The following is a 22,868-nucleotide window of genomic DNA, read 5'->3' on the forward strand; positions in this document are numbered from 1 at the left end:
CCTCATCACCCCCCCGGCGCACGTCGCTTTCGGACTGTCCGAACGCGACGTCGGGCGGCCGTTGCGGGACCTGGACGTCTCCTACCGGCCGGTCGCGCTCCGGTCGTACGTCGAGCAGGCCCGCCTCGAACGCCGGTCGCTGCGGATCAAGGACGTGGAGTGGCGGCGGGCCGGGGAGACCGTGTGGTACGAGGTGCACGTCAACCCGTTGGTGAACAAGCAGAAGACGCTGCTCGGCGTCTCGGTGGTGTTCCACGACGTGAGCTGGGCGCGCCAGCTGCTCACCGAACTCGAGCACACGAACCGGCAGCTCGAATCGGCCTACGAGGAACTCCAGTCCACCAACGAGGAGCTCGAGACCACCAACGAGGAACTCCAGTCCACTGTGGAGGAACTGGAGACCACCAACGAAGAACTCCAGTCCACCAACGAGGAACTGGAGACGATGAACGAGGAGCTGCAGTCCACCAACGACGAGCTGCAGACGATCAACGACGCGCTGCGCGAGCGCAGCCTCGACCTCGACGAGGTGAACGAGTTCCTCGAATCGGTGCTCACCTCGATCCGGGCGGGGCTCGTCGTCATCGACTCCGAGATGCGGATCAAGGCGTGGAACCGCGGCGCGGAGGACCTCTGGGGACTGCGGCGCGAGGAGGCTGAAGGCGCCCACCTGCTGAACCTCGACATCGGCCTGCCGGTCACCGAGGTGCGCCCCGTGGTGCGCGAAGCGCTGGCCGATCCCGGCTACTTCGGCGAGCTGACGATCGACGCGGTCAACCGGCGCGGCCGGCCGGCGATCGTGCGGCTGCGCTGCAGCGCCTTGCGCACTCCGAAGGGCGAAAGCCACGGTGCGCTGCTGATGATGGAAGAGGCGAAGATCGAACCGGCCGGGTGATTGCGGCTGCGCCTGCCGGGTGTTATCCGTTGATCCATGGGGTTGACCAAAGTGTGGCTCGCCACGCTCAGTGACGGACTGATCCGCGCCGACCAGGTCGTCGGCCTGACCGCCCACGCGACGCCGGCGTTGACCGGGAAGCCACCGCGCTGGCTGTTCGACGCGACGATCCGGGCTCCGGCGGGCAGCGGCAGCGTCGACGGCTGGGACATGGGGATCCTCCACCGCACGCTGATCCAGACCCCGGCGGAACCGGTGGGGGCGCCGGAGGCGCTGGCCCGCCTCCTGGCCCGCCTGGACGGCGAGGACGCGGCCGGGGTGATCGCCGCGGCGGCGGACGGCGGGGGCAGGACCCGGCCGGCGAGCATCGTGCGCTTCGCCTTCCACCCGTTCGAAGGCGCCACGGGCGCCGACGGCGGCACCTGACGCCGCCGGAGCCCGCGGCGTTACTCGGTGAGCGCGGCGATCCGGCCGAGGACTTCCTCCTGGCCCAGTGCCTGCGTGATCGCGTGCAGGTCGGGGCTGCGCGTCGACCCGGTGAGGGCGATGCGGATGATCTGGGAGGCCTCGCGGATGGAGCCGGGGTAGCCCTCGGGGTTCTTCTTGAACTCCTTGGCGTTGCGGGCGAAGCCGTGCTTGGCCGCGACCGCGCGGATCTGGTCGAACCACTCCGAGCCGTCGTCGAGCTGGCGGTAGTCGGCGGCGAAGTCGCGGGCCACGGCCTGGACGACGGCGGGGTCGACACCGAGCGCGGCGATGCGCTCGTCGTCGGGACCGGTGACGGCGGCGTGGAGCTGCGGGAAGAAGAAGCCGTAGACGGCGCGGAACTCGCTCCACTTCTTCAGGTCCTTGCGGGGGTTCTCGGCGCCGTCGCGCTCGACGGCCAGCGCGCGCAGGGCGAGCTCGGGCTCGTCGTCGAGGACCCGTTTCAGCTCGGGGTCGAACTGGCCGGCCCAGGCGCGGACGGCGTCGAGGATCTCGGCCCCCGAAAGGGTGGCGATGTGGTCGGCGGCGATGTCGTCGAGCTTGACCAGGTCCACCAGCGGGCCGGCGACGCCGCACTCGTCGAGGTTGATCGGCTCGGTCAGCGCCTGCTCGAGCGGCATCTCGGCGAGCCGGCCGTTGGCGAGGCCGCGCAGGTAGTACAGGACGGCGTCGGCGGGGTAGCCGGCCTCGATGAAGAAGTCGACGGACGCTTCCGGGTCCTTGCGCTTGGACAGCTTCCGCTTGCTGCCGCCCTCCTGCTTCATCAGCGGCGCGATGTGCGCGTAAGTGATCGGCTCGAAGCCGAGCGCGTCGAACAGCTGCTGGTGCACCGGGACCGACGAGATCCACTCGTCGCCGCGGATCACCAGGTTGACCCGCATGAGGTGGTCGTCGACGGCGTGCGCGAAGTGGTACGTCGGCAGCCGCGGGCTCTGGTCGGAGCTCTTGAGGATGACGACGTCGTTGCGGTTGGCCTCGGCTTCCAGCGGCCCGCGGATGGCGTCGGTGAAGCGGGCGCGGGCGCCGGTGTCGTCCGGGGCGCGGAACCGCACGACGTACGGGGCGCCGGCGTCCAGCTTGGCCTGGACGTCGGCCGGGTCGGCGTCGCGCCAGATCGCCCAGCTGCCGTAGTAGCCGGTGGGCAGCTTGGTGGCCTGCTGCCGCTGGGTGATCGCGGCCAGCTCTTCCTTGGTGGCGAAGTCGAGGTAGGCCTTGCCCTGGCGGAGCAGGTCGCGGACGTAGGTGAGGTAGATGCGCTCGCGGGCCGACTGCCGGTAGGGGCCGTAGTCACCGCCGCGCTCGCTGTCTTCGTCGGCGGCGAGGCGGAAGTAGCGGAAACCGCGTTCGAACTGCTCGAGGGCGCCTTCGACCTCGCGGGACTGGTCGGTGTCCTCGATGCGGACCACGTACCGGCCGCCGGAGCGGCGGGCGACGTCCTGGTCGATGGTGCCGACGTAGATGCCACCGACGTGCACGAACCCGGTCGGCGACGGGCCGAGGCGGGTGACCAGCGCGCCGTCGGGCAGGTCGCGGGCGGGGTACTGCTGCTCCCAGTGCTCGGGTTCGGGCAGGTCGGCAGGGAAGAGGGCGTCGATGACCGCTCGGTCCAGCATGTGGGTGTTCTCCCCGCGTCGTGGTGCACTTGCCCGCCGTTCGGCGTCGGCGAAGATGGTCCGTTTCGCCGACGAAGAGCCTAGCCGTGCGGCCTGCCACCCCACCCGGGTAGGGCCCCGGCTGGTCGCGTCGGGTGCTCGATTCACGCCATCGCGTCCGGCCAACTCACCGCCCGGACTGGCCAACTCACCGCCCGGACTGGCCAACTCGGCCGCGTTCCCGGTGAGTTGGCCGTTGCGGTCGTTGAGTTGGCTTCAGCGGCGAGCGGCAAGTCGCGGGGATTCGCCGGCTTGTGTCCTCGCGCGGGTCGGCCGCGGCGGGGGCCGTGGAGGTCTGTCCCAGCGATCGACTTTGCCGGGCCGCCGCTCCACCCGGGTAGGTGGTGCTCGGCGGACGGCGGTGCTAGCTTCCGGGGCATGCGCGGTCGGTTCCCTTTCGCCAGAACGCTTTCGGTCTTGGCTGCTCTGCTGGTGCTCCCGCTGACCGCCCCGGCGGCCGCCTCCGCGCGGCCGGGCGGCGAGTGCGCGACACCGTCGATCGACCGGCTGCAGCAGTGGCTGGCCAGTGGTGAGGGGACGACCGTCCCGGCCACCGGGAGCCTGCTGGTCCCCGAGGGGCACCGGTACGCGGCCCGCGTGACGTTCCTGAAGGCCGAGTGGCACGTGGCCGTCGTCTGGCTGGGGAACGAGTTCGAGGCGCAGGCCGACCTGTCCCGGTCCGCGGGATTCCTGCTGACCTACCGCGCGACCGACGACCTCTACGTCCAGCTGCGCCCGGCGTCCCACTGGAGCGGTGGCGACAAGTGGCTCACGCTGGTGCCGTCGACCGGCGGGAAGCTGGTGACGCGGTTCTTCGGCTTCTCGCCGCGCCGGTGGACGTCGCTGCCCGAGCTGGGCACGCCGTCGTACTCGTTCGCTTCGGCACTGCGCGAGGCACGCGGGCTGGTGTTCGTCGGCAAGACCCCGAACGAGCTGGACTTCCGCGGCCTGCGCATCGACGGCTACCGGCCGCCGTGTCTCTGACCGGGTCTTCGTCAGCCTGCCCGCCGACGCGTCGGACGGTGACCGTCGGCGCCACCGGGCCGGCGGACGTCGATCTTCCCCGACGGCTGAGCGCGCGATCCGGGGAAACGTGATCGGCGGCCGGACTGATCTGTCATGATGCGGACACAGGCCCCGAACCGCGCAAGGGAGACACGATGTCCGCCCAGATGGACGAGCTGATCGCCCAGTTCGAGAACTTCCGGAGCAAAGTGCGGCAGGCCGAGGCCCGCTTCGCCGGGGTCGGCGACATGCAGGAGCGGATCGCCCGGCTGGAGACCACCGTCACCTCGCCGGACGGCACCGTGACGGTGACCGCGGGCGCCGGGGGCACGATCACCGACCTGCGGCTCACCGCCGGGGCCACCCGCGTGGAAGCGGGGCAGCTGGCCGCGACGATCATGGGCACCATCCGCCGGGCGGCGGCCGCGGCCGCCCAGCAGCAGGCCGGCATCGTGGACGACGCCTTCGGCGACGCGTTCGGCGTGGACGTCTCGGCGCAGGTTCGCGAAGCCCAGGCGGAGGCGTTCGGAACCGCCGCGGCCGAACCCGCGTCGGAGCAGCAGCAGCCGCGGCAGCCGTCGCGGCCCGCCCGCCGGCCCGCCGCCGAGGACGACGACTTCGGTCAGGGCCCCATCCTCCGCCGATCTTAGGGAACTCGCGATGCCAGACGGAATACGGACGAACATCGGCGCGATCTCCGCCTACGCCAAGCAGTTGCCGTTCTACGAGCAGGAAGCGGACAAGTTCGGCGCCAAGATCGACGCCGCCGACGTGACGAACGAAGCGTGGGGGCTCGTCGGCCTCTTCGCCAAGCAGGGCTACACCGACCGCCTCGCCGAGCTGCGCTCGCTGCTGACCGACCTCAAGGACGGCGTGGACGGGTTCACCACGAAGCTGACCAAGGCCGCGGAGATGTACCAGGGCACCGAAGACGCCGGGAAGGTCGCCTTCGGCCGGTACGAGGCGGAAATCGACGCGATCGGGCAGGGCGAATGACCGAGCCGAAGAAGAGCATCGCCGACGCGCTGGACGTCGGGGCCTACGACGAGAGCACCGGCGCCAACCTGGACCGCGCGGCCGGGTACGTCCCGGTGGCCGGCACCGCCTACAAGGCCGGCAAGAAGATCGGCGAGCACGCGCAGCAGGCCGCTGAAGCGGACGGCCCGGGTGAGCTGGCTTCCGCGGGTGCCGCACTGGTGGGTGACGGCGCGGCGTTCGTCGGTGCCGCCGCCGGTGACATGGTCACCTTCGCCATGGACCCGATCGGGTGGCTGGTCAGCCACGGCCTGAACATGCTGCTCGAACTGGTCCAGCCGCTGCAGGACGCGCTGCACCAGGTCACCGGCGACGGCCCTGCCATCGGGCACGCCTCGGAAAACTTCGTCACGATCGCGCAGGGCTTCGTCGCGCTCGCCGACGACTTCGAGCGCACCGGCGACACCGCGTTGGCCGAGTGGGTCGACGAAGCCGGCAACGCGGCGAAGGAAGCCCTCGGCGACTTCTCCTCCGGGATCCGCGGCATCGGTTCGGCCGCCGGCTCGGTGGCCGAGGTGCTGCAGATGTGGTCGATGGTCATGGTGGTCATCGAAGAGCTGATCAAGGGGATCATCACCGAGCTGGTGTCGTGGCTGATCACCCTGTGGCTGCCGGCCCTGGCCGCGTCGGTGATCAGCTTCGGCGGCTCGGTCGCGGCCGCGATGACCGCGTCCATCGCCAAGGCGGCCAGCGTGCTGCAGAAGGTGACGCGCTACCTCGGCAAGTTCGGCAAGCTGCTCGACACCTTCATGGAGTTCCTGGTCAGGTACTCCGGGAAGCTGGAGACGTTCACCCGGAAGCTGCGGATCGGCGTCATGCCCGGCGAGACGAAGTTCGGCTTCGGCGCCGTCGCCCAGGGCTGGCAGCCCAGCAACCGGGCGCTCACGACGATGTTCGGCACCTCGGCCGGCGTCAAACCGTTCCTCGCCGGTGCGGGCGTGAAGGCCGCCACCGGGGCGGGGAAGGGCGCCTTCACCGAAGGCAAGGAAGCGGTCACACCGGAGGGGGACGAACCGTGGTTCGACAAGAGCGCGATCGGCGGGGATCGCAGCCCGGAGGAGACGCGCAAGGACCTCGACATCTAGACGTCCGCGCGGCCGAATTCCACGACCGCGTCGAACGCTGGTCGCAGGACGCCCAGGTCCGGCCCGGGTTCCGGGAGCGGGTCGAAGCGCTGATGCGGGACCGGTGGCGGGAGCCGGTCATCGTGCTGCACTTCGGCGACACCGACGTGGGGTTCGACGTCCCCGGCCGTCGCCAGGACGGCACGGTCGTGGGGAAGCGGCTCGTCCGGCGGTTCTTCTGGAACATCCTGCGTGGGATCGGCGCGGTGGTGTTCGGCGTCTTCGCCCTGGCGCACGGCGAACGGCCGGGACTGCCGTTCCGGCGGGTGATCGGCGTTTCGGGCCCGGCGAACGCGATGGCGCTCGACCTGGCCGACCGGCTGCGGTCCGTGAAGGGCGCGTGGCTGGCGTGCTCGCCGTCGTGCCTGGCGGTGGTGGACACCGGGGCGACCTCCGCCGACCCGGCCGACGCGCCGCCGCCGCGGATCGTCTGGGAAGCACGCAAGCCGCAGGCGCCGGAGCTCAGCTTCCGCAAGAGCACGCTGACCTGGCCGGACGGCTCGATCTTCCGGCTTCCCATCCACGGCCGCACCGAGCAGCAGCACCTGCGGAGGTTCGTCGAGTTCCCGGATGTCGTCCACTGGAACGGCCGCCAGGTGTAGTGGCCATGGACGTGGTCGCCGGTGCCGGGCGCGGGATGGCCGGGGTGGGCGGCAGGATCGCTACGGGAGCCCGACCCGCCAGCGGAACGCGGCCCGCAACGCCTCGATGAGGGCTTCGTCGTCGCCTTCGGTGGGCCGGTCACCCATCGGCAGCCAGACCTGGTCGTCCGGGATGCCGGCGGTGACGCGGGTGAGCGTGACACCGGGGTAGCCGAGCGTCTCGCGGCCACCGTCGACGTCGGAAACGATGACGTGCCGGGACTCCGCCCGGACGAGCACCTGCCGCTGGTCGTTCATGTCGCGTGTCTTCCCGCCGGCCGAAAGGCTTGCCGCTGTCCAGCATAGACACGCGCGGCGGTGGAACTTTCCGGCGAACAGCCGATTCTCGTCCACGTCAGCTCAAGAACCACTGCGGCAGAACATCTCCGCTGGCGGGCACGGCGCGCTCCGAGGGGGAGGAGAGCGCGCCATGTCCGTGCTTCGAACGGTACGCCGCGGGCCTGCCGATGGCGCCGCAACCACTCGTACGCCGGAGTGGCGCAGCGTGACGGGGCCGGTCGGCCACGGTGCCGCGGTCGCTTCCCGCGCCGCGGGAGCCGGTGGGGGCACCGGTGCGGTGCCCCCACCGGTGCGTCAGTCGCGGCGGTGGAAGATCAGCCGGTAGCCGGCGAGGATGATCAGGGCGCCCAGGATCGCCAGGCCCCACGTGCGCAGGTCGAAGAACGTGCCGAGCTGGGTGTGGAACAGCGTCTTGCCCACCCAGCCGCCGACGAACGCGCCCGCGATGCCCAGCAGGATCGTGATGATGCAGCCGCCCGGGTCCTTGCCCGGCATGAGGGCCTTCGCGATCACCCCGGCGATGAGACCCAGCACGATCCACGCGATGATGCCCACGGGGTTGTCCTCTCGTCCGCTGCTCTTTGGTGGCAGCCTCTTGACGGCACAGGATGACAGGCGCCCGCCCCCGGTGCGCGCCGAACACGCGGACGTGATCCGGATCTCACCCGGCGTGGTCGAACGGCCCCCAGCTCTTGACGGCGAACGCGTCGCCGCGGCGCTCGACCTCCAGCGCGCTGTGCCCGCCGAAGTGCGCGGGCACGAGCAGGACGTTCTCGTCGGCGGCCCAGCCCAGCAGCCGCCGCCGGGTGGCGCCGGCCTGGGCCGGGTCTTCGCAGAAGCAGCTGCTGTGCCCGGGCTCCGCCAGCTGCAGGGGAGTGTGCAGGACGTCGCCGGCGAACAGGGCGCGGTCGCTGCCGGAGGCCAGCTTCACGACGCTGGAGCCGGGGGTGTGGCCGGGCGCGGCTTCGAGGCGGAGGTTCGCGTCGATCGTGTGCGTGTCCTCCCACAGCCGGACCTGTCCCGCCTCGTGGACCGGCTGGATGCTGTCTTCGAAGGCGTGGGCGTTGACGCCGCCGGCGACGGCCGGGTTGCGGGCCGGATCCCAGTGCTCGAAGTCCGCGCGGGGCATCAGGTGCGTCGCGTTGGGGAAGGTCGGCACCCACGTGCCGTCGACGAGCCGCGTGTTCCACCCGATGTGGTCGAGGTGCAGGTGGGTGTGCACGACCAGGTCGACGTCCTCCGGGCGGACCCCGGCTTCGCGGAGCCGGTCCAGGTAGCCGAGCCGGAGGTGGTCCCAGGCGGGGACGGCCGGGCGGTGCTTGTCGTTGCCCACGGCCGTGTCGATCAGGATCGTGCGGCCTTCGCTGCGCAGCAACCAGGTCTGCATCGACGAGAGGACCAGGCCGTCGGCGGTCAGGTGGTCGGGTTCCAGCTCGTGGCGGTGCTCCTGCCAGGCCCGCTCCGGCAGGTCCGGGAAGAAGTCCCGCGCCGGCATGATCGGGCCGTGCTGCTCTTCGACGCGGGTGACGGTGACGTCCCCGAGCTTGATCTCGTTCATCTTTTCCTTTTCCGTGGGGTTTTCCGGGCGCGTTCGCCGGGGCATTCCTCGGAATGCCTGGCGTGGAGCGGGTTTTCAGCCGTGGGCCGGCCGGGTGTGGCGCGCGGTCGCGGTGGTGTGGGTCAGCAAGGTCATCGCCGCGTGCGAGGGGGAGCCGGGTTCGGTGGTGGCGACGACGACGTGCTGGTCCTGTTCGGTGCGCAGCGCCTGGTGCGTGACCGTCATCGTCCCCACCAGCGGGTGGCGCATCTCGTGGACGGCGGCGCCGCCGGCCTTGACGCGCTGGTCGGCCCACCAGCCCGCGAATTCGGTGCTCCGCACCGAAAGTTCCCCGACCAGGGCGGCCAGCCCGGGGTCGTCCAGGTGCCGCCCGGACGCCATCCGCAGCGTCGCCACCACCGCGCGGGCCTTGGCGGGCCAGTCGGCGTACAGCTCGCGGGTGTGCGGGTCGAGGAACACCAGCCTCGCCATGTTCGGGCGCTGTCCGGGCCGCTCGGGTGCGTCCGGCTCGAGGTGCCCGGCGAACAGGGCGTGCCCGGCGGCGTTCCACGCCAGGACGTCGCTGCTCCGGCCGAGCACGATCACCGGCACGTCACCCAGGGTGGCCAGGAGCTCCCGGACGGTGGGCGTGACGCGCTCCGGCGCCGGACGGCGCGTGGGCGGCCGCCGGGCCCCGGTGGCCAGCTCGTGGAGGTGCCGTCGTTCGGTGTCGTCGAGCCGGAGGGCCCCGGCGAGCGCGTCCAGGACTTCCGGCGAAGCGTTGGCCGACTGGCCCTGTTCGAGTCGCGAGTAGTACGGCGCGCTCACCCCGGCGAGCCGGGCGAGCTCCTCGCGGCGCAGCCCCGGCACCCGGCGCCGGTCGCCGTAGGTCACCAGGCCGACGTCCTCGGGCCGCAGGTGGGAACGGCGGCTCTTCAGGAACTCGCCGAGTCGTCGTCTGGCCTCCATGAAGCCAGTATGGGCAGCCGGGCGGTCGCGCAGCCACACCCTCGCGGGGTGCGGTTAAGCACGCGAAAGGGCCCGCCCGGGAGCTGCCCGGACGGGCCATGGCACGATTCCGCCTGCCGGCTCAGCCACCGCCGTAGGTGGCCTGGGTGACCGCGAAGACGTTGCGGCTTCCCGCGCCTTCCTGCAGCGACCACAGCAGGTCGGCGCTGGTGTCGTCCTCCCAGTACGAGAGGCTCTCGCCGCTGCCCACCCAGGCGAACGTCTGCGCGGCGGCCGCCGGCTTCCAGTAGTAGAGCTGCTTCGAACCGGAGGAGTTGAACCACCAGCGGCCGTTGTGCGAGGCCACGCCGTTCAGCTTGTACCAGGGCAGCTGCAACGCCTGGCTCGCCGTCGTCGTCGCGGCGAAGGTGCCGGTGGACGCGAACGGGTAGCGGATCGCCCGCGGCGCCCGGTTCGGGTAGTCCGTGCAGCCGGACGGGCAGGTGTACTCGGTCATCACGATCGACTTGCTGACGCGGTCGAGGGAGATCGACGACCACGCCAGGTTCGTTCCCGAGGTCGTCTTCGAGGTGATCGTGCCGACCTGCGGCAGGACGTAGGCGTAGTTGTGGGCGTAGTACGTGCTGCCGCTCTGGTGGCCGATCTGGTCGGCGGTGCCGCCGCCGTTCGTCTTCAGGATCTTGCGCATGTCGAACACGCGCATGCCCTTCCCGGTGTCGGCGACGTAGAGGTAGTCGCCGGACCAGGACATGCCGCCGGCGTGGATCGGGATGTCCTTGAAGTCCGGGGCGTCCGCGGTCCCGGTCGGCTCGACCAGCAGGATCTTGCGGTAGGCGTTCGGGTAGTCGGCGTCCCAGTCGACCAGGGTGATCCGGCTGCGCTGCTGGGCGCCGTCGCAGCCGTCCTTGGTGTACCAGCTGACCGCGATGAGCTGGTGCCCGTCGTAGTTGCCGCCGTTCGCCGTCCCCACGGCGTCCCGGCTGGTGGTGATGCCCTGCGGGTAGCTGGCGCAGTCGGAGTTGTCGCCGCTGTCGAACCGGAACCCCGTCGAGAGCCCGGCGACGGAGAACGACGACGGCAGCGCGGTGCGGTCGTGGTTCGCGGTCTCCATCACGGTGTGGACGGCCGCGGTGCCCAGCGTCGACACCAGCGCGCCGTTCACCGCGTCGAACTGGTTGTAGCTGGCGGTCAGGGTGTACTGGTCGGCCGGCAAGGTGGACGGCGCGGCCGCGGCGGCGGCCGCCGGCACGGCCACCAGGCCCGCGAGCACGCCGGCGGCCAGCGCGGCCTTGGTGAGACGGTGCAATGACATGGGCACCATGGTCGGACGCGGTCGTACAAGAGCCGTACAACCGGTCGACCTCGGCTGCTTCAGGCCGGCGCGCCGCCCGCGCGCCGGTCGAGCACCTTCAGGGACTGTTCGCACCACCGGAGGTTCTCCCGCTCGAACGACAGGCCGCGCATCAGCGTCAGGTACGGGCCGATCCGCTCCGCTTCGGCAAGGTAGTCGTCTTCGAAGCGGCCGTCCAGCAACCGGGCGCGGAGGCGCTCGTAGCCGGCGATCTTGGCTTCCGCCCGGGCCATCCGCTCGGCCAGCGCGCGCCGGACGGCCGTCTCGTCGCCGGCGTCCACCGCCTGGACCTGCACCAGCAGCTCGTCGCGGATCACGCCCGGGCGGGGCGGCCGGGCCGTGAAGGCGTGCAGCGACCGGTGCCCGGCCTCGGTCAGGGAAAACAGCCGCTTGTCCGGCCGCCGCTCCTGGTGGACGAGCCGGGCGCCCACCAGGCCCTCGGCCGCCATGCGGTCGAGTTCCCGGTAGAGCTGCTGCGGGGTGGCCGCCCAGAAGTTCGCCACCGAGGCGTCGAACCCCTTCGCCAGGTCGTAGCCCGACGCCTCGCCTTCGAGCAGCGCCGCCAGCAGCGCGTGCCGCAGTGCCATACTCAACTAGTTGACTGCTTCGCGCTGGATCCGGTCGAACTGCGCCGCCATCGCCTCCGACAGCGCCTGTGCGGCAGACAGCGGCCGGACCATCACCGTGAACTCGTCGATCAAGCCGTCGTCGTCGAGGTGCAGGAAGTCGCAGCCCTCGACCCGCGCGTCGCCGATACGGGCCTCGAAGACGAGGGCGTGGTCCCGGCCGTCGCCGCCGGTCAGCTCGCGCACGTACCGGAAGTCCTCGAAGACGCGCAGCACACCGCGCAGGATCGCGGCGGTGATCGCCTTGCCTGGGTACGGCCGGAACGCCACCGGGCTGCGGAACACCACGTTCTCCGCCAGTGTCGCGGCCATGGCGTCGGGATCGCGTGCCTCGACGGCCTTGCGGAAGCTGTTCACGGTCCACCTCGACTACTCAATTTGTTGACTAGGTTCGGTCAGCGTACCTCCTCGCTTCGGGTGACCGCTCGACGACGCACAGCTCTGCCACAGGCCTGCCACAGCTGCCCTCGCCACGCTGATCCCCAAGGCCGGGTCAGGCGGAAGTCAACCGGCCATTACCCATTACCCACCGGACGAAGAACGGAAGGACAGGCATGGGAAACGATCACGAGGGGCAGCGGGTCAGCAGGCGCCGGATGCTCGCCGGCGTGAGCTCGGTCGGCTTGGGCGCGCTCGTCACGGCGTGCGCGGGCAAGAGCGCGGTCACGACGTCCACCGGGGAGACGGTCGCCCTGCCGGCGGTCACCGACGCGGACCTCACCGCCCTGTTCGCCGGCGCGCGGACCTGCACCCTCACCGCGTCCACCACGCAGGGGCCGTACTACTTCGACGCCGACAAGATCCGCAGCGACATCCGCGAGGACAAGCAGGGCACGAAGCTGCGGCTCGCCCTGCAGGTGCAGGACAGCGAGACGTGCAAACCGATCCCGCACGCGGTGGTCGAGATCTGGCACTGTGACGCGGGCGGCCTGTACTCCGGTGCGGAGGCGGCGTCCGGCGGCGGGGGCGGCCCGCGGCCGACGGGCGAACCGCCGACCGGCACTCCGCCCACCGGCTCGCGGCCGCCCGGCGGCGGCGACGCCGATCTCGTCCCCACCGACGACAAGCGGTACCTGCGCGGCGCCCAGGTCACCAACCAGCGGGGGATCGTCGAGTTCACCACGATCTGGCCCGGCTGGTACCGCGGCCGGACCGTCCACGTCCACGTGATGGTGCACGTCGGCACCGAGAAGACGCTCACCACACAGCTCATGTTCGACGAAACGCTGAACGCGGAGGTGCTCGCCACCCAGCCCTACGCGCAGCGCACCGGCCGGGACACCTTCAACGACGGTGACTTCATCTACCGGCCGAGCATGCTGCTGAAGGTGACCCGGGCGCACGACGGGTACGTCGGCTGCATCGTGCTCAACGCCGACCCCGACCACGACGGCGCGTAGCGCGCCCGGCCCGGCAGGCGGTCTTCCGGCCCCGGCGCCGCACCGAAGTGCGTGCCCGCGGGCCGGAAGACCGCTGTATAACGGCCTACACGGCGGCGCGGCGGAGCTCGTACTGAGCCCGCAGGGCCTTCTTGTCCGGCTTGCCCAGCCCGGTCATGGGCAGCGAGGCGGCCACGATCACCTGCTTGGGCACGTGCACCGGGCCCTTGCGCTCGCGCACCGCCGCCTGGATCTCGGTGGTGAGCCGCTCGAGGTCGGCCACGTCCTCCCGCAGCACCACCACGGCCGTCACGGCCTCGCCCCACTTGTCGTCCGGGGTGCCGATCACGCCGACCTGCGCGACCGCGGGGTGCTCGGCCACGACGTCCTCCACCTCGCGGGGGAACACGTTGAACCCGCCGGTGACGATCATGTCCTTGACCCGGTCGACGATGAACCAGAAGCCGTCCTCGTCCTCGCGGGCGACGTCGCCGGTGTGCAGCCAGCCGTCGCGGAACGTCTCCGCCGTCACCTCCGGCAGGTTCCAGTAGCCGCCGGCGAGCAGCGGGCCTGCCACGCAGATCTCACCCGGCTCGCCCGGTGCCACCGGGTTGCCGTCCGCGTCGAGCAGCGCCGTGCGGAGGAAGGCCGACGGGCGGCCGCAGGAGGCCAGGCGGGCGTCGTCGTGGTCGCCCTTGGCGAGGTAGCTGATCGCCATCGGGGCCTCGGATTGGCCGTAGTACTGCGCGAAGATCGAGCCGAACCGGTCGATCGCCTCGCGCAAGCGCACCGGGTTGATCGACGCGGCCCCGTAGTAGACGGTCTGGAGTGACGACAGGTCGCGGGTGCGCGAGTCGGGGTGGTCCATCAGCGCGTAGAGCATGGTGGGCACGAGCATGGTCGCGGTGATCCGCTGCTCTTCGATGATCCGCAGGACCTCGGCGGGGTCGAACTTCGGCACCACGATCAGGGAGCCGCCCTTGAGCAGGGTCGGGGCGAAGAACGCCGCGCCGGCGTGCGAAAGCGGGGTGCAGATCAGGAACTTCGGCGCTTCGGGCCACTCCCACTCGGCGAGCTGGATCTGCGTCATCGTGGTCATCGCCTGCGCGGTGCCCATGACGCCCTTGGGCTTGCCGGTCGTCCCGCCGGTGTAGGTGATCGAGACGACCTGGTCCGGCGGCAGCACGGCGGGCGCGAGCGGCTGCGGCTCGAACGTCGCGGCGGTGGCGGTCAGGTCCTTGCCGACGTGCGCCAGCCGCTCCGGCACCGGCCCGATGGTGAGCACCTGGGTCAGGCCGGGCACCTTCTCGAGCAGGCCGAGCGCGCGGTCGACGAAGGCGGGCACCGGGTCGATGATGAGCGTGGTGATGCCGGCGTCACCGAGGATGTAGGCGTGGTCGTCGAGCGACCCGAGCGGGTGCAGCGCCGTGCGCCGCGAGCCCTGCAGCTGGCCGGCGGCGATGATGAGCAGGACTTCCGGCCGGTTCAGCGACAGCAGCGCGACCGGCGCGCCGGTGCCGGCTCCGAGTGCCTCGAAGGCCTGGGCGTACTGGCTGACCTGCTCGGCGGTCCGGCCCCCGGTCATCGTGGTGTCGCCCAGCACCATGACCGGCTTGTCCCGGTGGCGTTTCAGGGCGGAGACGACCAGGTGGCCGAGGTGGTTCGGATACCGCATCGCCTGCTCGTCCATTCCGGTCCCTTTCACGGCGCCAGACTAGAACACGTTACTGTTCTCGACAAGATACGGCGATCCGGTCCGGTTTGTCAGCCTGCCGACGCAGTGGAACAGGTTTCAATAGAGCGGGGAGGACGCGCCGCGAGCCGCGACGCGCCCTCCGGATCCGCCTCAGCCGCGCAAGCGGCCGGTGTAACCGCGGTCGACGGCGACCGCCGAGATGCTCACGTACCCGTCGAGCAGGGCCTTCGCGTCACTGTCGGCCTCGTACGCCGGTGCGGGCACCGAGTCGTAGGACAGCTGGTACGTCCCGTCGGCCGCCGGCACGTACTTCACCCAGCCCGATGCCACCCGGCTGACCTTCGTCCAGCGCACCGGCGACGGCCCGGAGCCCGCCGCGACGTCCGGCTGGTTGACGTTGACCAGCACCATGTCCCGCACGTACGTCCACACCTGGGGCGACGCGAGCAACCGGATGACGACGTCGGCCGCGGCCGCGTAGGTCTCCGTCGACGGTGGCGTCGCGCTCGAACCCGCGCTGACCGCCACCGCGGGCACGCCCCGCTCGATCGCCACGGAGGCCGCGCCGATCGTGCCGGACATGTTGACCGGGATGCCGGTGTTCTGGCCCGCGTTGATCCCCGAAAGGACCAGGTCGGGTCCGGTGGTCCAGCCGAGCCGCTGCGCCACGATGCCGGTCAGCGCGAGCTCGGCCACGTCCGCCGGGGTGAGCGACGGGCTGCCGGGGCCGCACGGGGTGCTGCCCTGGCACGCGCCCAGCACCAGCCCGTGCCCCGGCGCACCGGCGCAGTCGGCGGCGAACTCGGCCGGCACCGCCGGTGGCGGCGCTACGGATGACGTGAAAGACACCGCCGTGGACCGGCTCTTGCCGCCCTGCGATGCCCACGGGCCGACGATCGCCACGTCGGCGCCGGCCCGGCACAACGCCTGGCGGAGCACGTAGATGCCCCGCCCGTCCGAGCCGTCGGGCTTCGCCGCCTGCACCGAATCGTCGTTGACCAGCAGAACCTTCTTGCCCCCCAGCGAAACCGGTTGATCGGGCCGCGGGCTGGCTTGGGCGGGCACGGCCAGCGACAGAGCTACCACTGCCGCGACCGCGACGCGCAAAGCCTTGTACCGCATCGCCACCTCCTCATTCGTTCGGAATCGGAGGGCCAGGGTAGCGAGAACGACGGTGGCGGGGTGGTCTTTTGGCGGTTTCGGCGGCGAGCCCGCCCCGGAACCGGGACGGGCTCGCCGATGGATCCTTTGTGGACGGTTACGGCACCGGCGTGGCCTGCGCCCTGGCGACGGCCTCGTCGCGGTCGGCCTGCAGCAGGTAGCCCGACCGCAGCGCCCGGTCCGCCGCCGCGGTGAACTTGGCGACGTAGGTGGCGTGGTCGGGGTACAGCTGCCGGAGCCGCGCCGGCGTCAGCGGCGTGGTCGTGCCCAGCAGCAGGCAGGCGCCGGCCACGTTGCCGCCGCTGTTGTTGGGCGCGTACGACGCCACCGGGACGTCGAGGTCGGGCAGCCGGACGCCGCCGAGGGCGTTCTGGTCGCCGTCACGCAGGATGATGAGGTTGAGCAGCATCGAGATCGGCGTTGCCGTGGGCGGGGCCGCGCCGCCGCGCGCCCACCGGTCCAGGTAGCGGAAGGCGGCGTTTTCCGCGTAGCGGAACGTCATGCTGTTGATCGGCTTGTCGCACGTCGTCGGGGCGCCGCCGTTGATGGACTTGTCCCGGGCGTTGGCCGCGTTGTACAGGTTCAGGCCGTACTGGTCGGCGTGCGCGGTGCCGGCGACCTCCCAGGTGCGGACCTGGGCGGTGTCCTGCCGGACCGAGGCCGACGTGATGACGTCGGTCTCCGACTGCAGGATGAACACCGGAATGCCCAGATCGGTGCGGATCCGGGCGGAAAGCGGGCCGACGACGCCGTCACCGATCGGCGCCGCGAGGGCGGCCCGGCCGTGGATCAGCAAGCCGTCGTAGCTGCGGCGGACCGGCTGGACCGCGTTCGCGTAGGTGGTCAGCCGCAGTGCGGACTGCGAGTGCCCGCTGCCCAGCACAGTCACCGAGCCTGTCCGGCCGCCCAGCAGCTGCGGGTTCGCTCGCACCGCCTGCGCGGCCTGGGAGAAGACGTCGTAGGACAGCGCGTCACCGCTGAGGTTCACCGCGCCGTACCGCGCGGGGTCGACGCTCTTGAGCTTGTCGGCACCGGCTTTCTGGGTCGTCACGCCGACGTAGGCGTAGCCTTCGCGGATGAAGTGCTCGTAGGACTGCGAGAAGTCCACGGGGATGTCGACGCCGAAGCTGACGTTGAGCCATTCGACCACGACCGTGCCGTTGAACCGCGCGGCGTCGCGCGGCCGCACCACGACCATCCGGGTGGTGTACGGGGTGCCGGTGGTGGCCACCCGCGTGGCCCAGCGGCCGTCTTCGGTCCACAGGCCCACCTGGTCGAACGTGTCGGCCTGGCCGGACAGCAGGTACTCCTCTTCGACGTACCCGCGGGCGGCGAGGTCGATGACGCCTCGGGCGCCGCTGACCGGCCAGCCCCGGCCGGCGTTCGCGGGTATCGCCGCCACGGTGGGCGTGACGGCGGTCGGCCCGGCTTGGGCGATCCCGGGGATCACGAGGGAGGGCAGGAGCACGGTCAGCAGCACGAGCAGGGCTCTGCGCATGGGTAAACCCTTCTGGTGGTCGACGGTATCGGAACGGCTCCCGGCTCCGGTACCGTCCACATCGGACAGTGGGTGGTGGCCTGCGGGCCACCGCCTTTGTCTTCTACTCGCCGGTAACGGCCGGGGCAACGACGGGCAGGCGGACCGGGCGGAACCCACCCGGCAACGCTCAGGGATGTGACAAGTCCACGGCCCGGCCACTCGCCACGGCGAAATCGGGGAAAGTGCTTTCGCGGCCGCAACCTTGCGCAGGTGTCACTCGTTGCGCGACTATCTCGGGACGTTCTGCACGTGCATGCGCACGGCGAGGGGGAGTGGTGACCGAAGTGGCGCCGGCGGCGGCCGGGACGACGGACGTCCCGACCGACGCGGCCTTGATCGCGGCGGTCCGCGGTGGCGACATCGCGGCCTACGGCGAGCTCTACGACCGGCACCTCGTCGCCGCCCGCCGGGTGGCGGCCGCGATCGCGGCCGACGCGGCGGAGCGCGAGGACCTGATCGCCGAAGGATTCACCCGGGTGCTGCGGATTCTGCGGTCCGGCGAGGGGCCGGACGAGGATTTCCGGCCGTATCTGCTGACGACCATCCGGAACACGATGATCAGCTGGCGCCGGCGCGACGCGGCCGTCTCGGTGGTGGCCGAGGTGCCGGACGTCCTGCCGGGTGCGGGGAGTGACGAGCCGGTCGGCAGCCGGCTGCACGCCACCGTCGCCGTGGACGCGTTCGCGAGCCTGCCCGAGCGGTGGCGGACGGTGCTGTGGCGGACCGAGATCGACGGCGAGTCGCCCGCGAAGATCGCCGAGGACCTCGGGATGACGCCGAACGGCGTCGCCGCGCTGGCCTACCGCGCCCGGGAGGGCCTGCGTCAGGCCTACCTGGACCAGCACGTCCCCGAGGCGCGGCGGCGCACCTGCCGGAACGTCACCGGTCAGCTGGCCCGGTGGGTGCGCGACGGCATCTCCGACCACAAGGCCCACCGGATCGCCGCCCACCTCGACGGCTGCGCGGACTGCCGGGAGCTGGCCGCCGGTCTCCGGCAGCTCAACGAGGAACTGCCCGCCACGGTGGCCCCGCTCATCCTGGGCATCCCGATCGTCTCGCAGTGGTTGTCCACGACCGGGTCCCTCGCCGGCTCCGGTGCCGCCACCGGCACGGGCGCCTCGGCCCTGTCGTGGGCCACGGCGGCGAAGGTGGCCGTCGCGGGTGCGGCACTGGTCACGACGGTGACGATCGGGGCGAGCACCTCCTCCGACGCGCCGTCGTCGCTGCCCGGCAGCGACGGCGCGACGACCCAGCCCGTGCGGACCGGGCCGCAGGCCGGCTCCCGCGCCGGTGCCCCGCCGGGCGGCGGCCAGCCGACGCCGGGCTCGCCGGACGCGTCGGTGCCCGCCACCTCGGGCGTGCAGCCGACCGGCGTGCAGCCGGCGGGCGAGTCGTCGGGGGCCGCTGATTCCGGACAGCCGGCGGTGACGGGCAACGGGAACGGCAACGGCAACAACGGGAACGGGAACGGCAACAACGGGAACGGCCTCGGGAACGACCCGGCCGCGAAGGAGTCCAAGCAAGCGGCCAAGTCCTCGTCGAAGGCGGCCAAGGAGTCCGCGAAAGAGTCGAAGAAGGCCGAGAAGACGAAGAACCCCGGAGGATGACCCGGCGCCGCGCGACGCCGGGTCATCCCGCTCAGCAGGGCTGCAGCAGCCAGCAGAGCCGGTAGTTCGCCTGGTAGGTCGCCCCCGTCGATGGCGCGACGATGTTCTGCGTCCGCGCCCCGCCGTGCGCCCAGCTGGTGAAGGCGTACTTCATGTTCAGCGGAGGCACGTTCTGCGGGCTGTTCGCGCTGATCGAATTGGTGGACCCGGCGATCACCGTCCGGGAGAACGGCGTGCGCTGCTGGGTCCCGCCGACGGTGAGCATCGCCTGGCTGGGGTTCGAGGTGAAGTTCAGCGTCACCGTCTTCGGCTGGAGGTCGACGGTCTTCGTGCCGGTGCGGCCCGTCGAGTCCGTCGCGGTCAGCGTCAGCTGCAGGTACGACGGGTACTCGTGGTCCGGCGCGACGAACGATCCCGCGGCGACGCCGGGGAAGTCCTGGACGTTGTGGGTGTGGCAGGTGCCGTTGGCCGCACAATGCCGGATGGCCAGCCGCCACGACAGCGCCGAGGGCGGCAGCTCGCCGTCCTGCGGGTCGACGGCCCGGCCGGCGAAGGACACCGGCTGCCCGACCGACCAGGTCAGCGTGGGGCTCGGCGTGTCGATGACGGGCACCGGGTCGAGCCCGGCCGGGCTCCCGACGGTCACCCGGACCGTCGTGGCCGCCGTCGCCCCGTGGGAGTCGGTCACCCGCAGCCCGGCGTCGACGACCGCCGCGGCGGTGTAGGTCCAGGTGGGCCGCGGGTCCGCCGAGTCGTCGTAGGCACCGTCCGCGTCGAGGTCCCACGCGTACGAGAGCGTGTCCCCGGCGTCCGGGTCGGTGGAGCCGGTGCCGTCGAACTGCACGGCCAGCGGCGCCGGCCCGCTGGACGGCGTGGCCGTCGCCGAAGCGACCGGCGGCCGGTTGGTGCCGCCGGCGTAGCTCACCCGGTGCAGTTCCCCGCTGCCCAGCGCGACGTAGAAGAGATCGCCACCGGGCCCGGTGAGCACCTGCACGGGCGTGCTGACGCCGGTCACGAAGGGCACCAGCTTGCTGGGACTGGGCTGGCCGGCGACGGTCTGCATCGCCCAGATGCAGCCGCGGGAGGAATCGGCGAAGAACAGCGCGCCGGCGTACTCGGCCGGGTAGGTGCTGCCCGACTCGAAGGCGATCCCGCTGATCGAGGAGCCCCCCGTCGGACACGGGTCGGTCGCGACGACCTTGGCGTTGTGGTTGTAGGTGTAGTACGGCGCGGTCTGGCCGCCGGCCGAGTACAGCGATTCGCAGCGGTCGAGGTTGGCGCCGTCGTAGCCGGCCTGGCGGGCCGTGCCTTCGAAGCAGGGCCAGCCGAAGTTCTCGGCCACGCCGTCGCCGGCGTTCGGGACGCGGTTGATCTCTTCCCAGGTGTTCCAGCCGACGTCACCGGCCCACAGTTCGCTCGTGCCGGGGCGGAACCCGAACCGGAACTGGTTGCGCGAGCCGTAGGCGATGACGCGCCGCGCGTTGGCGTCGGAGCTGCTCGCGAACGGGTTGCCGGGCAGGCCGTCGCCGGTGTCGGGGTCGATGCGCAGGAGCGCGCCGTTGAGCAGCACGGGCTGTCCGGCGGGGCGGCGCGGGGACTGCGATCGCAGCGCGCCACCTTCGGCCGACGGTGGGCTGAGGTTCGTGCCGGCCGGCGAGGGAGGGTCGGCGCAGGGGTTGCCGACCTGGCCGTAGTCGGCGAAGTTGAAGCTGGCGCCGTCGCCGCCACCCGCGTACAGGGCGCCGTCCGGGCCGAACGCCAGCGCCCCGACCGAATGGCTGGGGAACTGCTGGCACCAGCCGGTGACCAGCGGTTTCTCGCTGACCGCCGTCCCGTCCGGGCCCATGGTCAACCGGGAGACGCGGCCGGTCACGACGCAGCCCTGATCGGTCGCGCCCGGCGGCGTCGGGCAGGTGTCGCCCCACTGCGGGGCGGTCCCGCCCGGCAGGGCGTCGAGCGTGTAGGACACGTAGACGTACGGCCGGGCGGGGAAGGCCGGGTCGACCGCCAGCCCGAGCAGCCCGCGGTCCCAGAAGTCCTGGGTCGGGGTGCGGAGGTCGGCGAACACGGTCGCCGTCGGGTCGGCGAGGGAGTCGAACACCTTGACCAGGCCGCTCTTCTCCGCGACGAACACCCGCCCGTCGGGGGCGAACGCGGCGGCGGTCGGCGAGCTGAGCCCGCCGATCGCGACCGTGTCGGTGAATCCGGTGGGCACGGCGGCGGCGGGGGACGCCGTGGCGACGGCCATCGCGAGGGCACCGGCGAGGGGCACGACCACCCCCGCCGCCAGCGCGCGTCTTGATCTTCGCGGAACCAGGAAACGACGAGAACCCATCACGAACTCCTCGTGCGGCGGGGACCGGACTGGCGCGAACGCCGTCCCCTATGGCGCGTGAAGTCCGAATGTTGTTACGCCGCAGGCACAAATGCCCACGAACAGCTCAGTGCTTCCGGCGGTCACCACCGTGCGTGTCGATGAGGGCCGTGACCGGCCGGTACAAGAGCCGTACAACACCGGTGTACGAATTTTGGATCGCCGGCGGGCCTACTGCTCCCATGCGAATTCCGAAGGTCCTCCTCCTCGCGCTGGCCGTGGCGGCCGGTGCACTGGCGCTGCCCGGGACGGCGAGCGCCGCCTACAGCGATCCGCTGACGACGACGACCAAGCAGAACCTGGTGTGGCACGCCACGCCGGCCGCCGCGCTGACCACGCTGGACGGCGCGCTGCCGAACGTCAGCCTCAACACCGTCGTCAACGACACCAGCTACGACATGACCGGCTGCACCGGCGCCGAGAAGGCCGCACTGCCCAAGGCGCCGGTGGCCACCAAGTCGATGTGCTGGGACGCCGACCGCGCCGGGACGACGACGTGGAGCCCCCAGGGCATCACGACCTCCGGCGACGCCGACGACGACGGGAAGTGGGGCGCCGACAAGATCATCCTGTCCGGCTGGCACGGCACCGACGCGCTCGGCCGCTACAACGACGCGCGGATCCAGGCGATCAACTACGACAACCCGGCTGCGCCGTCTTACCGGATGCTCTACCTGGCCGTGCCGAACAGCACCGGCTCCAGCTTCACCGCGGCGCAGGCCCACATGGGTGGAATGGCCTGGTACGGCGACAAGATCTACGTGACGGCGGAGGGCAGCACCTCGACCGCCATCCGGGTGTTCAGCACCAAGCACATCCTGCAGATGACCGACACGACGTCCAACGCGATCGGCAAGACGTCGGGCGGGTACGCCGCCTACACCTACAAGTACGCGATGATGGAGGTCGGCTACTACACCTACGCGGGTGGTATCTGCAGCATGGCGTCCGACACGGGCGTGCCGTGCTTCTCGTCGATGTCACTGGACCGCAGCACCACCCCGGCCAGCGTCGTGACGACCGAGTACTTCTCCGACCAGAGCCTCCACGGCCGCCTCTACCGCTACCCGATGGGCGCGGACTACCTGCTGGCGGCGTCGTCCGGCACGGCGGCCGCGACCGAGGCGGTCCGCAGCTCGGTGGGCAACATGCAGGGCGTGCTGTCCAACAACGGCAAGTGGTACGTCGCCCACAGCTCGGCCACGATCAACGGCCAGCTCTGGACCCAGACGACGGCGAAGAGCAGCTCGGCGACCTGCGGTTCCGGGACGGCGGCCTGCTGGGCGGTCCACCCGGAGGCCTTGACGTACGACTCGTCGACGGGCCTGGTGTGGTCCCAGTCGGAGTGGTCGACGGCCGACTGCACGGCGCAGAACCAGACGTGCGGCCGCTCGGTGTTCGCGGTGCCGCTGTCCTCGCTGGCGGGCTGACCTCGTCCGGGGACGCCCCTCCTCGCCGGCCGCAAGAGCCGGCGCGGAGGGCGTCCCGGC

The 22,868-nt window shown here is 71.5% G+C and carries 22 protein-coding genes; 10 read left to right on the top strand and 12 right to left on the bottom strand.

From position 1 onward, the window contains the following. Both AB0F15_RS39070 and AB0F15_RS39075 read left to right on the top strand, forming a co-directional pair. Window positions 1–895, top strand: an 895-nt coding sequence (locus tag AB0F15_RS39070) for a PAS domain S-box protein (RefSeq protein ID WP_360281841.1), incomplete at its 5' end; no start/stop codon positions are given. Between the two features lie 36 nt (window positions 896–931). Next, window positions 932–1,321, top strand: a complete 390-nt coding sequence (locus AB0F15_RS39075; protein ID WP_360281843.1) for a hypothetical protein — start codon at window positions 932–934, stop codon at window positions 1,319–1,321. 20 nt (window positions 1,322–1,341) lie between these two features. Here the strand turns inward: AB0F15_RS39075 and AB0F15_RS39080 are convergent, their stop codons facing one another. Further along, a complete protein-coding gene (locus AB0F15_RS39080; protein WP_360281845.1) occupies window positions 1,342–2,994 on the bottom strand; it encodes a glutamate--tRNA ligase family protein in 1,653 nt (550 codons plus the stop codon). 417 nt (window positions 2,995–3,411) lie between these two features. On the opposite strand from AB0F15_RS39080, the gene AB0F15_RS39085 reads away from it, so the two are divergent. The 5 genes from AB0F15_RS39085 (at window position 3,412) to AB0F15_RS39105 (ending at window position 6,799) form a co-directional block, all read left to right on the top strand. Beyond that, window positions 3,412–4,017, top strand: coding sequence for a hypothetical protein (locus tag AB0F15_RS39085; protein WP_360281847.1), 606 nt, complete (start codon window positions 3,412–3,414; stop codon window positions 4,015–4,017). Window positions 4,018–4,193: 176 nt separating this feature from the next. Then, window positions 4,194–4,688, top strand: a complete 495-nt coding sequence (locus tag AB0F15_RS39090) for a YbaB/EbfC family nucleoid-associated protein (protein WP_360281849.1) — start codon at window positions 4,194–4,196, stop codon at window positions 4,686–4,688. A 10-nt stretch (window positions 4,689–4,698) separates the two neighbouring features. Further along, on the top strand, window positions 4,699–5,034 hold the full coding sequence (locus AB0F15_RS39095; RefSeq protein ID WP_360281851.1) for a hypothetical protein: 336 nt from the start codon (window positions 4,699–4,701) through the stop codon (window positions 5,032–5,034). After that, window positions 5,031–6,158, top strand: coding sequence for a hypothetical protein (locus tag AB0F15_RS39100; protein ID WP_360281853.1), 1,128 nt, complete (start codon window positions 5,031–5,033; stop codon window positions 6,156–6,158). Before AB0F15_RS39095 ends, AB0F15_RS39100 begins: the two co-directional genes overlap by 4 nt. Before the next feature lie 92 nt (window positions 6,159–6,250). Continuing rightward, window positions 6,251–6,799 (top strand): hypothetical protein, encoded by a 549-nt coding sequence (locus AB0F15_RS39105; protein WP_360281855.1) that lies wholly within the window; start codon window positions 6,251–6,253, stop codon window positions 6,797–6,799. A gap of 60 nt (window positions 6,800–6,859) precedes the next feature. Here the strand turns inward: AB0F15_RS39105 and AB0F15_RS39110 are convergent, their stop codons facing one another. The 7 genes from AB0F15_RS39110 to AB0F15_RS39140 form a co-directional block, all read right to left on the bottom strand. Then, window positions 6,860–7,096, bottom strand: coding sequence for a hypothetical protein (locus AB0F15_RS39110; RefSeq protein ID WP_360281857.1), 237 nt, complete (start codon window positions 7,094–7,096; stop codon window positions 6,860–6,862). A 336-nt stretch (window positions 7,097–7,432) separates the two neighbouring features. Next, window positions 7,433–7,693, bottom strand: coding sequence for a GlsB/YeaQ/YmgE family stress response membrane protein (locus AB0F15_RS39115; RefSeq protein ID WP_013225295.1), 261 nt, complete (start codon window positions 7,691–7,693; stop codon window positions 7,433–7,435). A gap of 106 nt (window positions 7,694–7,799) precedes the next feature. After that, window positions 7,800–8,696: an MBL fold metallo-hydrolase gene (locus AB0F15_RS39120; RefSeq protein WP_360281859.1), complete on the bottom strand. Its 897-nt coding sequence runs from the start codon at window positions 8,694–8,696 to the stop codon at window positions 7,800–7,802. A gap of 75 nt (window positions 8,697–8,771) precedes the next feature. After that, complete coding sequence (locus AB0F15_RS39125; RefSeq protein WP_360281861.1) at window positions 8,772–9,644, bottom strand: helix-turn-helix transcriptional regulator; 873 nt, start codon at window positions 9,642–9,644, stop codon at window positions 8,772–8,774. Between the two features lie 121 nt (window positions 9,645–9,765). After that, window positions 9,766–10,956, bottom strand: coding sequence for a hypothetical protein (locus AB0F15_RS39130; RefSeq protein WP_360281863.1), 1,191 nt, complete (start codon window positions 10,954–10,956; stop codon window positions 9,766–9,768). Window positions 10,957–11,015: 59 nt separating this feature from the next. Continuing rightward, window positions 11,016–11,582: a PadR family transcriptional regulator gene (locus AB0F15_RS39135; RefSeq protein WP_360281891.1), complete on the bottom strand. Its 567-nt coding sequence runs from the start codon at window positions 11,580–11,582 to the stop codon at window positions 11,016–11,018. Window positions 11,583–11,588: 6 nt separating this feature from the next. Beyond that, entirely contained in the window at window positions 11,589–11,978 is a 390-nt protein-coding gene (locus AB0F15_RS39140; RefSeq protein WP_360281865.1) for a nuclear transport factor 2 family protein, read from the bottom strand. Window positions 11,979–12,175: 197 nt separating this feature from the next. Here AB0F15_RS39140 and AB0F15_RS39145 point away from each other — a divergent pair, with 197 nt between their 5' ends. After that, window positions 12,176–13,021 (top strand): protocatechuate dioxygenase, encoded by an 846-nt coding sequence (locus tag AB0F15_RS39145; protein WP_360281867.1) that lies wholly within the window; start codon window positions 12,176–12,178, stop codon window positions 13,019–13,021. Between the two features lie 85 nt (window positions 13,022–13,106). Here AB0F15_RS39145 and fadD8 read toward each other — a convergent pair whose 3' ends face one another. The 3 genes from fadD8 to AB0F15_RS39160 form a co-directional block, all read right to left on the bottom strand. Beyond that, a complete protein-coding gene (gene fadD8 / locus AB0F15_RS39150; RefSeq protein ID WP_360281869.1) occupies window positions 13,107–14,705 on the bottom strand; it encodes a fatty-acid--CoA ligase FadD8 in 1,599 nt (532 codons plus the stop codon). Between the two features lie 141 nt (window positions 14,706–14,846). Continuing rightward, window positions 14,847–15,818 carry a 5'/3'-nucleotidase SurE gene (locus tag AB0F15_RS39155; RefSeq protein WP_360281871.1) on the bottom strand — a complete coding sequence of 324 codons (972 nt, stop codon included), beginning with the start codon at window positions 15,816–15,818 and terminating at the stop codon, window positions 14,847–14,849. A 136-nt stretch (window positions 15,819–15,954) separates the two neighbouring features. After that, window positions 15,955–17,355: an alpha/beta hydrolase domain-containing protein gene (locus tag AB0F15_RS39160; RefSeq protein ID WP_360281873.1), complete on the bottom strand. Its 1,401-nt coding sequence runs from the start codon at window positions 17,353–17,355 to the stop codon at window positions 15,955–15,957. Window positions 17,356–17,672: 317 nt separating this feature from the next. Here AB0F15_RS39160 and AB0F15_RS39165 point away from each other — a divergent pair, with 317 nt between their 5' ends. Next, window positions 17,673–19,004, top strand: a complete 1,332-nt coding sequence (locus AB0F15_RS39165) for a sigma-70 family RNA polymerase sigma factor (RefSeq protein ID WP_360281875.1) — start codon at window positions 17,673–17,675, stop codon at window positions 19,002–19,004. A 31-nt stretch (window positions 19,005–19,035) separates the two neighbouring features. Here AB0F15_RS39165 and AB0F15_RS39170 read toward each other — a convergent pair whose 3' ends face one another. Further along, window positions 19,036–21,339, bottom strand: coding sequence for a PQQ-dependent sugar dehydrogenase (locus AB0F15_RS39170; protein WP_360281877.1), 2,304 nt, complete (start codon window positions 21,337–21,339; stop codon window positions 19,036–19,038). Window positions 21,340–21,560: 221 nt separating this feature from the next. On the opposite strand from AB0F15_RS39170, the gene AB0F15_RS39175 reads away from it, so the two are divergent. Beyond that, a complete protein-coding gene (locus tag AB0F15_RS39175) occupies window positions 21,561–22,808 on the top strand; it encodes a hypothetical protein (protein ID WP_360281879.1) in 1,248 nt (415 codons plus the stop codon). Window positions 22,809–22,868 lie beyond the last annotated feature (60 nt).

The organism is Amycolatopsis sp. NPDC026612, assembly GCF_040638285.1.
In the GTDB taxonomy this organism is placed as follows: Bacteria; Actinomycetota; Actinomycetes; order Mycobacteriales; family Pseudonocardiaceae; genus Amycolatopsis.